Consider the following 15488-nt stretch of genomic DNA (forward strand, 5'->3'; position numbering starts at 1 on the left):
TTCCCAAGTTGATTTGCAGCGCAATATAATTCCATATTATGATAAATGCTATCATTATGTGGAATATTTCTTGTCAATATAACTTTCTCTTCTTAAAATTCAGCCATAAAGTGAAGTTCAACGGCATTACATATCACTATGGAGATTAAAAATGGCAGCAGTTCCAGAGCAAATATTGGGGCAACTTATTGCCAACACCAAGGATGAAGATCCAGGTGAAACTCAAGAGTGGTTACAAGCGCTTGATGGCGTAATTCGTACCGAAGGCGCTGAACGGGCAGCGTTTTTAATTGACCAACAAATTTCCCATGCCCGCGTGAATGGCGTTAATCAAGCCTTCCATGCTGAAACACCCTATATCAATACGATTCCCGTTGAATTGCAAGTACGCTTACCAGGCGATCAAAATATTGAACATCGGATCCGTTCTTATACTCGTTGGAATGCGATGGCCATGGTGTTGCGGGCAAACAAAGATACCAATGTGGGTGGGCATATTTCTTCGTTTCAATCGGCCGCCACTTTATATGATGTTGGATTTAATCACTTTTGGCATGCGCCTTCTGAGCAACATGGCGGTGATCTCATTTTTGTTCAAGGGCATTCTGCGCCAGGTGTTTATGCACGGGCTTTCATGTTGGGCAGGCTCGAGGCTAGCCAGTTAGACCATTTCCGCCAAGAGGTCGGAGGTAAAGGTATTTCGAGCTACCCCCATCCTTGGTTGATGCCCGATTTCTGGCAATTTCCAACGGTCTCGATGGGTCTGGGGCCAATTATGGCGATCTATCAAGCGCGCTTCATGAAGTATTTAGAAGACCGCGGTTTCGCAATTACAAAAGGTCGCAAGGTCTGGGCTTTTTTAGGTGACGGTGAAACCGATGAGCCTGAATCGTTAGGTGCAATTGGCATGGCTGGCCGCGAAAAACTAGATAACCTTATTTTTGTGGTGAATTGTAATTTACAGCGGCTTGATGGTCCTGTGCGTGGAAATGGCAAGATTATTCAAGAGCTTGAAAGTGAATTTCGTGGAGCAGGTTGGAACGTCATTAAGGTAGTGTGGGGCGGCCATTGGGATGCTTTGTTTGCGCGCGATAAAAAAGGTATTTTGATGCAGCGTTTGGGTGAAATTGTTGACGGTCACTATCAAACCATGAAGTCTAAGCATGGCGCCTATGTGCGTGAAATTGTATTTAATACCCCCGAATTAAAAGCGCTAGTGGCCGATTGGAGTGATGATGATATTTGGAATTTGAATCGCGGCGGTCATGATCCCCATAAGGTGTATGCCGCATTTCATGCCGCGGTTCATCATGAAAATCAACCTACGGTTATTTTGGCTCATACCATTAAAGGTTACGGTATGGGGGGGTCAGGTGAGGGCATGAATATTGCCCACCAAGCTAAAAAAATGAACCCTGAAGATGTGCGGCGTTTCCGTGATCGTTTTGATATTCCAGTAAGTGATGATCAGTTAGATGAGATCCCTTTGGTTAAATTTGCAGATGGCAGCCCCGAGTTGGAATATATGCGGGCGCGGCGTAATGAACTTGGTGGTTATTTGCCCCAACGTCGCACCAAAGCTGAAAGCTTGCCAGTACCCGCGCTAGACACTTTTGCACCGCTTTTAGAGGCGACTAGTGAAGGACGTGAAATATCTACGACGATGGCATTTGTGCGACTGCTTAATATTGTGATTCGCGACAAAATTTTAGGTAAGCGGGTTGTGCCAATTGTGCCCGATGAATCGCGTACCTTTGGTATGGAGGGAATGTTTCGACAACTAGGCATCTGGAATCAATTGGGGCAGCAATACACCCCTGAAGACCATGATCAGTTGATGTTTTATAAAGAAGATAAGCACGGCCAAATTTTGCAAGAAGGCATTAATGAGGCGGGTGGAATGTGCGATTGGATTGCTGCGGCGACCTCGTATTCAACCCATGGCGTACCGATGCTACCTTTTTATATTTTTTACTCGATGTTTGGCTTTCAACGTATTGGCGATTTAGCTTGGGCAGCCGGTGATATGCGTAGCCGCGGTTTTTTGCTTGGAGGTACTGCTGGCCGAACCACCTTAAATGGGGAGGGCTTGCAACATGAAGATGGTCATAGTCACGTATGGAGTGCAGCGGTGCCTAATTGCATTAGTTACGACCCTACTTTTGCTTTTGAATTAGCGGTTGTGATTCAGGATGGTATGCGTCGTATGCTTACTGAGCAAGAAGATGTGTATTACTACATCACCCTGATGAATGAAAATTATGCGCATCCAGGTATGCCAAAAGGCGCAGCGGAAGACATTATTAAAGGGATGTATAAGTTACAAAGTATGGGCGAGCCTAACGCGAAATTACGCGTACAACTATTGGGTTGCGGGACCATTTTCCGTGAAGTGATCGCAGCTGCCGAGCTGTTACAAAGTGAATGGGGTGTAGCTACTGATTTATGGGGTTGCCCGAGTTTTACGGAGTTAGCGCGGAATTGGAATGCCGTGAATCGTCATAACCTCTTGAATCCTGCGGCTGAGCCAAGCTTGTCGCATGTCGAGATTTGTTTAAAAGATACCATTGGCCCCGTAATTGCAGCAAGTGATTACATTCGGATGTTTGCCGAACAAATTCGCCCGGCGATTCAAAATTTGGGAAGACGTTACGAAGTGTTGGGCACCGATGGCTTTGGTCGCTCGGATACGCGTGAAAATTTACGACAATTTTTCGAAGTAGATCGCCATTGGATTGTGTTAACTGCCTTAAAAGCACTAGCAGATTCTGGCCAATTAGAGCGGCAGAAAGTTACCGAGGCCATACAGAAATATGGCATTGATACCAACAAGCCTAATCCACTAACAGTTTAATGCCCAGCCTAATATACGGTTAAAGTTCTTATGAGCCAATTAATTGAAGTTAAAGTTCCCGACATCGGTGATTACCAAAACATTCCAGTCATTGAAGTTTTAGTTCAGCCTGGCGATGTGATTGAAAAAGAGCAGTCTTTAATTACCCTTGAGTCGGATAAGGCAACAATGGATGTGCCTTCTTCCCATGCTGGTGTCGTTAAGGAGGTGAAGGTAAAGGTTGGCGATAATATTTCTGAAGGTGGGCTGGTTTTGCTGCTGGAAGCTACTGACGCTGCGGCAACCCCCCCAGTCGCAGCCGCACCAAGTCAAACGGCCGCTCCTTTAGCTGCAGTGGCACAACCGCATACAGCTTCAGCTCCTCCCGCAGTTGCCGTTACTCAAACTCATACGGCCACCCCAGCAACAGTGTCTAGCCCAATAGGGGATAGCGACTTAATGGGGAAAGCTAGCCATGCCAGCCCGTCGGTGCGTAAGTTTGCGCGCGAATTGGGAGTACAAGTTGCCTTAGTAACGGGTTCTGGTTTGAAGGGCAGAATTACGCAGGAAGATGTGCAGGCTTTTATTAAAGCGGCAATGATTGCTAATACCGGTTCTCATACTAATGCGTCAGCTACGGGATTAGGTAATTTCAATCTTTTACCTTGGCCTAAAGTGGATTTCACTAAATTTGGTGCAGTCGAGCGGCAACCGCTGTCGCGCATTAAAAAAATCTCTGCTGCAAATTTAGCGCGTAATTGGGTGATGATTCCCGCTGTTACTTATCATGAAGATGCTGACATTACTGATTTAGAAGCCTTCCGCATTTCAACGAACAAAGAAAATGAGAAGCAGGGTAAAAAAATTACCATGCTCGCTTTTTTAATTAAGGCGGCCGTTGCAGCCTTGAAAAAATATCCTGAATTTAATAGTTCGCTTGATGGTGATGACCTGGTCTTGAAAAAGTATTTTCATATTGCCTTTGCTGCAGATACGCCCAATGGTTTGGTTGTTCCAGTGATAAAAAATGCCAATCAAAAAGGTATTTTTGAGATTGCCCAAGAAACCTCCGAATTGGCGGCGCTCGCTAGAGAGGGAAAATTAAAGCCCGATCAAATGCAGGGAGCCAGCTTTACCATTTCTTCTGTCGGCGGTATTGGCGGCACCGCTTTTTCACCCATTGTGAATGCGCCTGAAGTCGCTATTTTGGGTGTGAGCAAGGCGGCTATGAAACCAGTTTGGGATGGCCAGCAATTTATTCCCCGTTTAATTTGCCCCTTGTCATTAAGTGCTGATCATCGCGTCATTGATGGTGCTTTGGCAACCCGCTTTAATGCCTATATTGCCCAATTGCTCGCTGATTTTCGGCGTGCAGTACTGTAAGGAGCGCAGATGACTAAGCAAGCCTTAATCGTGCCTGATATTGGCGATTACGATGATGTGCCGGTAATTGAAGTGCTGGTTAAAGTAGGCGATAGCGTCGAAAAGGAACAGCCCTTATTTGTTTTAGAGTCGGATAAAGCCACCATGGAAGTTCCAGCAGAAATCGCTGGAAAAATAGTGAGCCTAGCAATTAAGCTAGGCGATAAAGTGGGTAAGGGTACGGTGATTGGCGAGATTGAAGTCACTGCAGTGGCATCTTCGGCGGCACCGGCTACGGCGCCTTCGCAGTCATCTGCACAGACTACGTCACTACCTCCAGTGCCTAGCCCAGCTTCTTCAGTTTCAGCGCCTAGAGCAGCCGGGCAATATAGTGGCGCCGTACAGCATGAGTGCGAAGTACTTGTTTTGGGTGCAGGGCCTGGTGGCTATAGCGCTGCTTTTCGTAGCGCCGATTTAGGTATGAAAACGATTTTGCTCGAGCGTTATACGAACTTAGGCGGGGTTTGTTTAAATGTGGGCTGTATTCCCTCAAAAGCCTTATTACATACTGCTGCAGTAATGGATGAAGTGAAATCTATTTCTCGCCATGGCGTTCGCTATAGCGCTCCGGAAATTGACCTCGCTGAATTACGCACCTATAAAGAATCAGTCATTGGTAAGTTAACCAGCGGTTTGGCTGGTATGGCTAAAGCACGTAAGGTGACTGTCGTTCGCGGGGTAGGCCATTTTCTTGATGCGAATCATGTGGCTGTTCATTTGACCCGTGGTGATGGCCAAGATTTAAGCGGCGCACAGGAAGTGATTCGTTTTCAAAAAGCCATCATTGCAGTTGGTAGTCAACCTGTGCATTTACCGTTTTTACCAGCCGACCCGCGTATTGTGGATAGTACGGGAGCATTGCAATTAAAGAGTATTCCAAAGCGCATGTTGGTTATTGGCGGCGGCATTATTGGTTTAGAGATGGCGACCGTTTATAGTGCCCTCGGCACAAAGATCGATATTGTGGAAATGTTAGATGGCCTGATGGCTGGCGCTGATCGGGATTTGGAAAAGGTTTGGGAAAAACAGAATGCAGGACGTTTTGAGCATATTTTCTTAAAGACCCGTGCCGCCAAGGCCGAAGCAAAGCCAACAGGAATTGAAGTGACGTTTGAGGGTGAGCACGCTCCCGCTTCGCCACAAAGCTACGATTTAGTGTTGGTTGCTGTGGGACGCACGCCAAACGGCAAAAAAATTGACGCGGGTTTAGCAGGCGTGCAGGTTGATGAGCGCGGATTTATTGCTGTTGATAAACAAATGCGTACCAATGTACCGAACATTTTTGCGATTGGTGACTTAGTAGGGCAACCCATGCTGGCCCATAAAGCCGTACATGAAGGGCATGTAGCAGCAGAAGCTGCTGCTGGTCAAAAATCTTTTTTTGATGCTAAGCAAATTCCTTCAGTGGCCTATACCGACCCTGAAGTTGCATGGGCTGGATTAACAGAGGAGCAATGTAAGGCACAGGGAATTGCTTATGAAAAAGGTTTATTTCCTTGGGCTGCAAGTGGCCGTGCAATTGCCAATGGACGCGATGAGGGTTTTACTAAATTACTATTTGATGCGGCCACGCAGCGCATAATTGGCGGCGGTATTGTTGGCACCCATGCGGGCGATTTAATTGGCGAAGTGTGTTTAGCTATTGAGTTAGGCGCCGATGCAATTGATATGGGTAAAACGATTCATCCCCATCCAACCTTAGGTGAAACAGTGGGTCTAGCTGCAGAAGTACAGCATGGCTCGTGTACGGATTTACCTGCCCAGCGGAAGAAATGAAAAAAGCCCAGAAATTCTGGGCTTCAATCATTTTGCTACGGTCGAGATCGGATAAAACGACTTATTTGCTTTTGCCGCCCTTAGCTGACTTCACAGCTTTATCGGCTGCTTGCATGACACTGTCGGTAGCAGTATTTAAGTTGGTTTGGGCAATATCAATTGCGTGTTTAACGGCCTTTTGGCTGTTTTCAAATACGGTACTGGCTGAGGCAATGGCTTGCTTCATGGCATTAACTGCTGCCTCGGATCCTGCAGGTGCACTTTTCGCCCAATCGTCTACCATCGACTGAATTTTCTTCTGGCTAGCCTGAATTTCTGCTTCAGCAGATTGGCTGAAGGAGCTGTGGGTTTCATGCGCTAAATCGTAGAGGTGGCGGCTATACGCCATAATTTTTTCAGCCATGGGTTTAACTGTGTCGGCTTGATGAGCCAGCAATTGCTGAATATCTTTAATTTCCAAAGCTTTCTTCGCATTTCCTAAGCTATCGGTAAGGCTTGATTTTGCTATTTGCATATTCAGTTCAACCAACTTCTCAATACTTTTTAAAGCTTGGCCAGTGAGGCCGCTTAATGTTTCTAGGTTGGCTTTTTGGGCTGCTGCTAATTGTTCTGGTGTTAAGTTCATTATTACTCTCCGCAGGTTTTTTAATTAATAAAAAAGGGCTTTTGGTAGTTATCTATTGTCCTATTGGCCCCTAGGTTATGCACCTAATTTTTATAATTATATAGCAAAATTGATGCAATGCAACAAAAAAGGCCAGTTTCCGGTTTCCGCCTAAAATAAGGGCCATGATCCCATTTTTGTGCCTAGTGGCAGCTCAATAACACAATGCGCTTTTCACTAGAGGCCGCGATGGGGCCCATTTTTGTCCTTATTTGGAGTACCGGCTTCATTATTGCGCGGCTCAGCATGCCTTATGTCGAGCCAGCCACTTTTTTGCTTTGGCGCTTCATGGGAGTTTTATTGGCCATGGGTATCCTGAGCTTAATTTGGCGCCCCGTTTGGCCCAAATGGCCATTAGCTGGTCACATTGGCGTTGCTGGGGCTTTATTGCAGTTTGGCTATCTTTTGGGAGTATGGTGTGCAGTGCGCTTTGGCATGAGCGCAGGCTTAGCCGCACTGATTGTGGGCTTGCAACCGATTTTGACAGCCTGGTGGTCGGCGTGGGTCGCAGAGCATGTTACCCAACGACAATGGCTGGGTTTGGCTTTGGGGTTTATTGGAGTGGCATTTGTGGTGTTTGAAAAAACCCATTTTGTACAACTACCATTAGCAAGTTATTTGCTCATTATTGGAGCCTTACTATCGATTACGCTGGGTACCTTATATCAAAAAAAGTTTTGTGCCAACTTTGATTTACGGGCTGGATCACTCATTCAGTTTGCCGTTGCGGTGGTGTTGACTGCCATTACTGTTGCCTTATTTGAAACTGGCAAGATGGTGTGGAATTGGCCCGTTGTTATTGCCTTGGGATGGTCTATTGGGCCGCTCTCGATTGGATCAGTGAGCTTGTTATTTTTATTAATTCGTAAGGGTGCCGCTACCCGCGTAACTAGTTTGTTGTATTTAACTCCGCCAACCACTGCAGTTATGGCTTGGATTGGTTTTCATGAGCCGCTAACCGCGCTGATGATTTTTGGCATTCTTTTAACCATGGTAGGTGTTCTCATAGTGAATCACAAAGCGCAAGTCAGTCTTCCCTAGCGCTATTTTTAGATGTTGGTTTGCATAAATGCGTTGCTTGGCTGAAAAAGTATTTATCATGCTCAGATTCAGGTCGATAGAAAGTGGTTTAGATGGGTTTTCAATTTATTGAATATTTAAAGCATTCTGCCTTATTGCAGTGGCAGCATTTCTGTGTTGCAGGAGTTCTGGCGTTTATCATTTTAGGTGGTCTTCTCGGCAACCCGGCTGTCGCGCAAAATAACGGTAGTACTAATACTAAGAAAAAAGCCTCTACTCAAGCAGTTGCCCCGGTTGCGGCTGTTAGCAATAAATCAGCACCCAAAACGAGCGCTAAGGTTGTCGTCGCTAAAAAGCCTAAGCGAGTACGCATTACCGTTACCCGCCAACCCACTACTATGGTTGCTGAAGCGGCGCGACCATCCTTTGCCACCGCCTTGGGTTTGCGTGGGCAGCATGATGAATTAAGTTTGAAATCGAGCGTAGCTTTAGTCGTGAATCAAGATACTAAAGAAGTGATTTTCGAGAAAAATTCGAACGTGAGTTTACCGATTGCCTCGATAACCAAATTGATGATGGCGATGGTGGTGCTCGACTCTAAATTGCCCCTTGATGAGCTCTTGGTAATTAATGCCGAGGATGTGCAAAGCTATAAGCATTCACGCATCGCTTTAGGTTCTGCCTTTAGCCGCGAAGATTTTTTACGTTTAGCTTTAATGTCTTCAGAAAATCGAGCTGCTTATACCCTTGGGCGTAATTATCCTGGCGGTATGACCGCGTTTGTTGCCGCGATGAATCGGAAGGCCAAAGAGTTGGGCATGGTGCATTCTAATTACGCTGACCCAACCGGTTTAATGAGTGAAAACGTAGCTAGCGCAGAAGATTTAACCCGCATGCTAAATGCTGCTTACCAATATAAATTAATTCGCGAGTTTTCTACTTTACCCGAGCAAACTATTTTGATTAATAATCGGCCGCAAAAATTTTTAAATACCAATCGCTTGGTTCGTTCTGGCAATATGGATATTGGCCTGCAAAAAACGGGTTTTATTAATGCTGCGGGTAAATGTTTGGTGATGCAAGCACGGGTAAATGGTGCACCACTTTTATTGGTATTTTTAGATTCAGTTGGTACACAGTCGCGCTTTGCCGATGCTGAACGGGTGCGAGATTGGTATGAACGCATTCCAATTGGTGCTGCACCTGCTGGGCGCCAATTAATGTGAGACTAGAGAATCATTTTAAGAAGTTGGTTTGGGTTTAAAGCCAAGCCCACGGGAAATTTGAACGGCAGTTTCTTGCAGGGCTTTAAGCCAGTCTACCTGCATACGATCGGTAGGGGCGCTTAACGATAAACCCGCTACTAATTTTCCACTGTCATCAAAGATGCCCGCAGCCAAACAGCTTACCCCCAGCTCAAGTTCTTCATCGTCGCGGGCATGGCCTAATTTTTTTGCTTTACCCAGTTCCATTTCCAGCGCATTGACTTCAGTAATGCTATTGCGAGTATGGCCAGTTAAACCTGTGCGGGTTGCATAGGCACGTACTTGCGGCGCTTCATCGCTAGCTAAAAAGAGCTTACCCACCGAAGTTAAGTGCAAGGGCGCGCGACCACCAATAGCACGAACCACTTGCATGCCAGAGCGTTCGCTGTAGGCGCGATCGACATAAATAATTTCATCTCCTTGACGCAAGGAAAGATTGACCGTTTCCCCAGTAAGTTTATGCAGGTTACGCATGGGCATTTGGGCAGCTTCACGCACCGATAGGCGCGCTTTGACTAAATTACCTAACTCTAAAAGCTTCAAGCCTAGGCGGTAGGTACCACCATCGCCGCGCTCAACCAAGCGACAGGCAACTAAGTCGTTGAGGATACGGTGCGCAGTTGAGGAATGCAGGCCAGTTTGCTCGGCTAGCACTTTAAGAGGGCTGGCTTCCTCCTGCTCGGCCAAAGCATCGAGCAAATTCATCATGCGCTCGACAACCTGAATCGCAGTTTTACCCACTTCCCCTATGGCTTTGGGCGTTTTGGAGGGCTTGGCAATAGTCATGCTCTTATTGTAGCTATTCTTACTACGATTGCATATTATGAAATCAAATTTTATAGCTGCGCTTTTAGCGCTTGGGTGCGAGGGCCTTGACGCACTCGTTAATGAGGCTGGGACCGCGGTATATCAGTCCTGTATACAGTTGAATGAGTTGCGCACCCGCGCTTATTTTTTCTTGGGCATCGTGACCCGACAGGATGCCGCCCACCCCAATAATGGGAATTTGATTGTGGAGTTGGGCATGTAAGCTGGCAATGAGTTGATTAGAGCGCTGTTGAAGTGGGGCGCCGGAGAGTCCCCCCATTTCTTGGGCGTGTTCAAGTCCTTGTACCCCCTCGCGCAAAGTGGTGGTATTGCTAGCGATTACTGCATCGATGCCATACTCCAAAAGCAAATTGGCTATGAGAACCACATCGCTTGCTACTAAGTCGGGCGCAATTTTTAGAAAAAGCGGCTTTTTCAAGCCAAATTGATCGGTTAAACGTTGACGTGCTTCACTTAAATGGGTCAACAGGGCGCGCAAGGGCGCCTCTGCCTGGAGGGAGCGTAAATGGGCCGTATTTGGCGACGATATATTAATGGTGATGTACGAAGCGACTTCATAGACTGCCGTCATTGCGGCGATATAGTCATCCGCTGCATGCTCAATTGGGGTCGTGGCGTTTTTTCCAATATTGAGGCCAATGATGCCGCCCGTTTGCCAAAAATGGGATTGCCTTACTCGCTCTACACAGGCGACCACGCCATCGTTATTAAAGCCCATGCGGTTAATTAAGGCTTGTGCCGCGCTGAGGCGGAACATGCGCGGCTGAGGATTGCCTGCTTGCGGTCGTGGTGTAACGGTACCAATTTCTAAATACCCAAAACCTAAACGGGCTAAAGCATCAATATGGCGACCATCTTTATCGAGTCCCGCAGCAAGACCTACCGGATTAGGGAAAGTGAGACCACAGAGAGTCTGTGGTTGAGGGGGGATCGAGGGAACAACATATTTTAATAAGCCTAAGCGCTCTGCGCGGTCTAAGTTTCCTAAAGTGAGGTTATGCGCTTGCTCCGCATCGATTAAGAATAAACCGGGGCGCAATAAGGCATAGACGTCAATCATGGCGATACATTAGACAAGGGTAGTACAGCGGGTGAGGCTAGGGTTTGCCATTGTTCGTTAATTAAACCCTCAAGCGGTTGAAATTTTGCTTTATAGGCCATCTTCTCACTGGCTTGAATGTAATAGCCTAGGTAGAGATAGTTTAAGCCAAGTTGCTGGGTTTGATTAATTTGCCAGAGCACGCTATAGGTACCAAAACTAGTAGTGGCATCGTTAGCATCAAAAAAAGTATAGACCGAAGAGATGCCCTGTTCGAGAATATCAATCATGCTAACCATGCGTAAGCGGCCAGGATGTTCGCCGCTGAGCCCATCGCGAAATTCTACTAGTCGAGAGTTCACCCGACTTTGTAATAAGAATTGGCGGTACTGGTCTTCATCATCGCGATCCATATCTCCGCCTGCATGACGCTGATTTTGGTATTGTTGGTAGAGTTCGTAGTGTGCTTCTTGGTAAGTTAAATTTAAGACTTGAACTTGTAAATGCGCATGTTTTTTCCAAGCGCGACGTTGACTGCGGTTGGGGCTAAATTGGTTGACCGGAATGCGGGTTGCGATGCAGGCTTGGCATTGATCGCAATAGGGCCGGTATGTAAACAGACCACTGCGTCGAAAACCAGCATTGACTAGCTCGCCATATAAATCAGCATGAATGGAATGCGAAGGAGTGGCAACTTGCGAGCGGGCAATTTGATCGGGCAAATAGCTACAGGGATAAGGTGCGGTGGCATAAAACTGTAGGGCCGTTAAGGGTAGCTCGTTAACTTGCGTCATAGCCAGCGTTGCAAAATTGCTTTATCAAAAGACCATGGCACCGCCGTCTGGTTTTGTTGAATCGCTTGGTTAATGTGTTGAAGAAATGCGGCGCGTGTAATGGGGCGAGCCCCTAAAGAATTTAAATGCGCAGTTTCTTGTTGGCAATCGATTATTTTCACACCTCGATCGTAGCACCATGCGCAAAGCGCTGCCAAGGCAATCTTTGAAGCATTGTCGGTATAACTAAACATCGACTCTCCGTACACCATACCGCCAAAGTTAACACAATAGAGGCCGCCCAATAATTGGTCATTTTCAAGGACGGCAAGGCTATGGGCATGTCCAGCTTCATAAAGCGCGGTGTAGGCCTCAATTATTTCATGGGTAATCCAGGTGCCCTCCTGATTTTTGCGCTGGATGGTGGCGCAGGCCCTTAAAACAGCATCAAAATGCTGATCCACTTGTATTTGGGTGTTGGATTGATGATAAAAATGGCGTAAGGATTTATGAAGTGATTTACTGACAATAAATTGCGCGGGACTCAGCACCATGCGCGGGTCGGGCGACCACCATAAGACAGGTTGACGATCGGAATACCAAGGAAATAAACCTAATTGGTAAGCTTGGCTCAATTGACCTGGGTAAATATGTTCGCTTACTGCGAAGAGCCCAGGTACGGCCGGATCGGGATCAGGAGTAAGGCTGGGATCAGGAAAGGAATCGGCTATACCAAGCCACGGGATAGGACTCATCGAGTAATTACCACTTAGATTTTTTCGTGCGGGAGAATATCTCGGCTATGCATACTGCCAGCGAAGTGCGTAGCCATTTTACCTGCAGCCCGATCAGCAAAAAACCAGAGCAGCGTTTGTTTTACAGTCGGAAACGCAATCTCAGACCAAGGAATATCGGCTTCATTAAATAGGGCTACCTCTAAACTTTCCGTGCCCGCTAAAAAATCTGCGCTACGCATTTGCGCTAAATAAAATAGATGGACTTGCTCGACATGAGCCACATTTAGCAGGGAGTAAAGCGGCCCAATATCGACCTCAGCACCCGCTTCTTCGAGAGTTTCACGCGCTGCACCCATACTAGTACTTTCTCCAATTTCTAAAAATCCTGCGGGTAAGGTCCAGAAACCCAAACGTGGTTCAATCGCCCGCCGACAGAGTAATACTTGCTGCTGCCAGATGGGAATACTTCCGACTACATTACGGGGATTGAGATAGTGAATGTGTTGACAAACCGTACAAACATGGCGCAGACGAGTGTCATCAGCGGGAATGTGTAGGGTGATGGGTGAGCCACAGCAGGTGCAATATTTCATCAGGAATTCGTTTTATTAAGGCGGAATGCGGGAGTGATATTAAAAAGTGGCCGACAAGGGGCCACGTAGGGCATTACAAATAATAATCTCTTCGGCAGCTAAGACTTCAGCAACAGTCAGGTTGACCTCATGGGTTTGACGCTGATTATCATCGAGTAACTGTTGGCGCATGATTCCAGGTAAGACGCCCGCAGTGAGGGGTGGCGTTAACCATTGCTGGCTTTCTTTGGGACGGATAAACAGCGAACTCCGCCCCCCTTCGGTAACCATGCCTTGCTCATTAGTAAAGAGGGCATCAAAGCCGCCTTGCTGAACTGCCGCTTGCCAAGCCGTATCGTAGGCTAAGCGTTGAGTAGTTTTATGTTGTAAGAGCAGATTACCGGAATGCATGATGGCCATGGCAGGATCGCGGAGCAAATCTTGCGCCCAAAAAATGTTGACTGGGCTTGGTAGGGCCGCTAGCGCGCTAAATTGAAATGACAACAAGCCCGCGGGCGATAAATCGATTCTAAGACGAAACTCACCCTGCGCAGGAATTTGCTGGAGGGCATCTTCAACACAGCTATGCCACTGTGATGATGAAATGGGAATACCTAAACTCTGTGCTGATTTGGTTAAACGGGCGTAGTGGGAAGCCAGTTGTACTGCTTGGCCTGTAGTGACGCGGATGGTTTCAAATAAACCCACGCTACTGGGTAAATGACTTAAAAAACCCGACTTGACTTGGCACTCTTCCCATTCTGCGGCTGGATTTGAATCATTGGTAATGCCTGCACCTACTCCCATCACAAAATGGGTTGCTTGGGTTGCGGCATTGCGACTTAATTGAATGGTGCGAATGGGTACACTTAAAGCAAAGTCTTGGTTGGGATCAAACCAACCTAAAGCGCCGCAGTAATAGTTGCGAGCTTGGGGTTCGAGCGAACGAATAATTTCCATACTACGTTTTTTGGGCGCACCAGTGACCGAACCACAAGGAAAAATTGCCGCCAAGATTTGTTGTAATGAAATTCTAGGCTGTAATTGGGCGGTGACGGTTGACGTCATCTGTAATACATCACCATGACGGGCCACTTCAAATAATGCAGGCACAGTAACGCTACCAGTAAGCGCAATGCGACCAAGATCGTTACGTAATAAATCTACAATCATGACATTTTCTGCGCGATTTTTAGGGTCGGCGCTTAATGCTGCAGTTGAGCTTTCAAGTGCATTGGCTGTACCTTTCATCGGCATCGCCGCAATTTGCTGGCCAGTGCGCTGGACAAAGAGTTCGGGCGAGTGCGACAAAATATAATGTGTGTTGGCCGCCACAAATGCACCATAACGACCTGGTTGACGGGCGCGTAAGCGGGCATAGAGAGCTAGTGGTGCACCATAGGCTTGACCTCGCACTTGATAAGTATGATTAATTTGATAGGTATCGCCACTTTGTATCCACGCTTGAATGCGCGCAATATCAGCACTGAAGTCTGTTGCTGAAAGGGACTCACTTAAATGAGCTACCCCTGCGCTCGCTTCATCTGGCGGCAATTGTTGTAGCTCTGCCAAAAGCCATTGATCTACCTCTGTTTTACTCAGCTTGTTGACCGTTGAAAAAGCCCAGGCTTCAATTAAAGGATCTTCGGTCATTGCTTTAGCAGGTTGCGGCGCATGATCATTGCGCGACGACATGCCTTGTAAATAGTGACCTAATTCATAAGCAAAGGCAGCGACTACATAGAGACCTTGTTGGGTCGCAGACTCAATTGCCGTAAGACAGCTAGCAATTTCTGTGACCTGTTTAGCAGCCCAGTATTGAGTTGGGTGGCGGTAGAGGCGACTGGTTGGTAGCGCAGGCGTGCTTTCAACATCATCAAGCAAGATCATTGTGAACGCTTACGGCAGTTAGTTGGCGGAAATGAATTAGCTTAATTCAAAATAGTGGCCGACTGAATCACAACCGGCACGGTTGGTACATCAGCGAAGCGTCCCGCACCAGGCACATTTACCGTTGTAGTCTGCACTTTTTTGATGGCATCAATAGTTTGCATGCCTGAAATCACTTTGCCAAAGACGGTATAACCATTACCTGCAGCATTGGGATAGTTGAGGGCTTCATTGTCTTTGACGTTAACAAAAAATTGTGCAGTGGCTGAATCAGGATCGGCAGTACGTGCCATGGCAATGGTGTAGGCTTGATTCTTGAGGCCGTTTTGGGCTTCTGAAGGAATTGGTGCTTGGGTTGGTTTTTGTACCATTTCGGCAGTAAAGCCACCACCTTGAATCATGAAGCCGTCAATGACACGATGAAAAATAGTGCCATTATAAAAACCGCTTTTGACATAATTCAAAAAATTAGCAGTTGATTTAGGCGCTTTAGTTGCATCTAATTCAACCACAAAGCTACCCAAAGTCGTTTTCATTTCAACTTTAGGGCCTGCATAGGCGAATTGTGCAAAGCAAGCCAGGCTGACGATAGTTGTGAATAAAACCAGAATTTTACGCATAGCAATTTCCTTTAAAAAGAGCTGAATAAGTTACGCTGCAAGGCAGTCA

13 protein-coding genes are annotated in these 15488 nt (G+C 46.8%); 5 read left to right on the forward strand and 8 right to left on the reverse strand.

Annotated features, from left to right (window positions below; all coding sequences use genetic code 11):
* Positions 1-151: 151 nt before the first annotated feature.
* The 3 genes from aceE to lpdA are packed head-to-tail and all read left to right on the forward strand — an operon-like array spanning position 152 to position 6031.
* Positions 152-2854, forward strand: coding sequence for a pyruvate dehydrogenase (acetyl-transferring), homodimeric type (gene aceE, locus LZT21_RS06175; RefSeq protein WP_233989893.1), 2703 nt, complete (start codon positions 152-154; stop codon positions 2852-2854).
* Positions 2855-2884: 30 nt separating this feature from the next.
* Positions 2885-4216 (forward strand): dihydrolipoyllysine-residue acetyltransferase, encoded by a 1332-nt coding sequence (aceF, locus tag LZT21_RS06180; RefSeq protein ID WP_233989894.1) that lies wholly within the window; start codon positions 2885-2887, stop codon positions 4214-4216.
* 9 nt (positions 4217-4225) lie between these two features.
* The gene (gene lpdA, locus LZT21_RS06185; protein ID WP_233989895.1) at positions 4226-6031 is read left to right on the forward strand and encodes a dihydrolipoyl dehydrogenase; all 1806 of its coding nucleotides are present in this window, start codon (positions 4226-4228) and stop codon (positions 6029-6031) included.
* A gap of 61 nt (positions 6032-6092) precedes the next feature.
* On the opposite strand, the gene LZT21_RS06190 is transcribed toward lpdA, so the two are convergent.
* The gene (locus LZT21_RS06190; RefSeq protein WP_233936817.1) at positions 6093-6656 is read right to left on the reverse strand and encodes a phasin family protein; all 564 of its coding nucleotides are present in this window, start codon (positions 6654-6656) and stop codon (positions 6093-6095) included.
* Between the two features lie 204 nt (positions 6657-6860).
* Between LZT21_RS06190 and LZT21_RS06195 the strand changes: the two genes are divergently transcribed.
* On the forward strand, positions 6861-7736 hold the full coding sequence (locus LZT21_RS06195) for a DMT family transporter (protein ID WP_233936820.1): 876 nt from the start codon (positions 6861-6863) through the stop codon (positions 7734-7736).
* Positions 7737-7828: 92 nt separating this feature from the next.
* Positions 7829-8941 (forward strand): serine hydrolase, encoded by a 1113-nt coding sequence (locus tag LZT21_RS06200; protein WP_233936823.1) that lies wholly within the window; start codon positions 7829-7831, stop codon positions 8939-8941.
* Between the two features lie 15 nt (positions 8942-8956).
* Here the strand turns inward: LZT21_RS06200 and LZT21_RS06205 are convergent, their stop codons facing one another.
* The 7 genes from LZT21_RS06205 to LZT21_RS06235 form a co-directional block, all read right to left on the reverse strand.
* On the reverse strand, positions 8957-9766 hold the full coding sequence (locus tag LZT21_RS06205) for an IclR family transcriptional regulator (protein ID WP_233923667.1): 810 nt from the start codon (positions 9764-9766) through the stop codon (positions 8957-8959).
* 64 nt (positions 9767-9830) lie between these two features.
* Positions 9831-10868, reverse strand: coding sequence for a quinone-dependent dihydroorotate dehydrogenase (locus LZT21_RS06210; protein WP_233989896.1), 1038 nt, complete (start codon positions 10866-10868; stop codon positions 9831-9833).
* Positions 10865-11641, reverse strand: coding sequence for an arginyltransferase (locus tag LZT21_RS06215; RefSeq protein WP_233923665.1), 777 nt, complete (start codon positions 11639-11641; stop codon positions 10865-10867). Before LZT21_RS06215 ends, LZT21_RS06210 begins: the two co-directional genes overlap by 4 nt.
* Positions 11638-12375: a leucyl/phenylalanyl-tRNA--protein transferase gene (aat, locus tag LZT21_RS06220; RefSeq protein WP_233923664.1), complete on the reverse strand. Its 738-nt coding sequence runs from the start codon at positions 12373-12375 to the stop codon at positions 11638-11640. Before aat ends, LZT21_RS06215 begins: the two co-directional genes overlap by 4 nt.
* Before the next feature lie 14 nt (positions 12376-12389).
* A complete protein-coding gene (locus LZT21_RS06225; RefSeq protein WP_233989898.1) occupies positions 12390-12950 on the reverse strand; it encodes an NUDIX hydrolase in 561 nt (186 codons plus the stop codon).
* A gap of 39 nt (positions 12951-12989) precedes the next feature.
* A complete protein-coding gene (locus LZT21_RS06230) occupies positions 12990-14819 on the reverse strand; it encodes a bifunctional chorismate-binding protein/class IV aminotransferase (RefSeq protein ID WP_233989900.1) in 1830 nt (609 codons plus the stop codon).
* A gap of 41 nt (positions 14820-14860) precedes the next feature.
* Positions 14861-15439, reverse strand: coding sequence for a peptidylprolyl isomerase (locus LZT21_RS06235; RefSeq protein ID WP_233923661.1), 579 nt, complete (start codon positions 15437-15439; stop codon positions 14861-14863).
* Positions 15440-15488 lie beyond the last annotated feature (49 nt).

It is taken from the genome of Polynucleobacter sp. IMCC 30228 (assembly GCF_021395205.1).
Taxonomy (GTDB): domain Bacteria; phylum Pseudomonadota; class Gammaproteobacteria; order Burkholderiales; family Burkholderiaceae; genus Polynucleobacter.

What these genes read in the sequence shown, in the direction of transcription:
- aceE (WP_233989893.1), top strand. Translation starts at nt 152, where the DNA reads ATGGCAGCAGTTCCAGAGCAAATATTGGGGCAACTTATTGCCAACACC.
- aceF (WP_233989894.1), top strand. Translation starts at nt 2,885, where the DNA reads ATGAGCCAATTAATTGAAGTTAAAGTTCCCGACATCGGTGATTACCAA.
- lpdA (WP_233989895.1), top strand. Translation starts at nt 4,226, where the DNA reads ATGACTAAGCAAGCCTTAATCGTGCCTGATATTGGCGATTACGATGAT.
- LZT21_RS06190 (WP_233936817.1), bottom strand. Translation starts at nt 6,656, where the DNA reads ATGAACTTAACACCAGAACAATTAGCAGCAGCCCAAAAAGCCAACCTA.
- LZT21_RS06195 (WP_233936820.1), top strand. Translation starts at nt 6,861, where the DNA reads ATGCGCTTTTCACTAGAGGCCGCGATGGGGCCCATTTTTGTCCTTATT.
- LZT21_RS06200 (WP_233936823.1), top strand. Translation starts at nt 7,829, where the DNA reads ATGGGTTTTCAATTTATTGAATATTTAAAGCATTCTGCCTTATTGCAG.
- LZT21_RS06205 (WP_233923667.1), bottom strand. Translation starts at nt 9,766, where the DNA reads ATGACTATTGCCAAGCCCTCCAAAACGCCCAAAGCCATAGGGGAAGTG.
- LZT21_RS06210 (WP_233989896.1), bottom strand. Translation starts at nt 10,868, where the DNA reads ATGATTGACGTCTATGCCTTATTGCGCCCCGGTTTATTCTTAATCGAT.
- LZT21_RS06215 (WP_233923665.1), bottom strand. Translation starts at nt 11,641, where the DNA reads ATGACGCAAGTTAACGAGCTACCCTTAACGGCCCTACAGTTTTATGCC.
- aat (WP_233923664.1), bottom strand. Translation starts at nt 12,375, where the DNA reads ATGAGTCCTATCCCGTGGCTTGGTATAGCCGATTCCTTTCCTGATCCC.
- LZT21_RS06225 (WP_233989898.1), bottom strand. Translation starts at nt 12,950, where the DNA reads ATGAAATATTGCACCTGCTGTGGCTCACCCATCACCCTACACATTCCC.
- LZT21_RS06230 (WP_233989900.1), bottom strand. Translation starts at nt 14,819, where the DNA reads ATGATCTTGCTTGATGATGTTGAAAGCACGCCTGCGCTACCAACCAGT.
- LZT21_RS06235 (WP_233923661.1), bottom strand. Translation starts at nt 15,439, where the DNA reads ATGCGTAAAATTCTGGTTTTATTCACAACTATCGTCAGCCTGGCTTGC.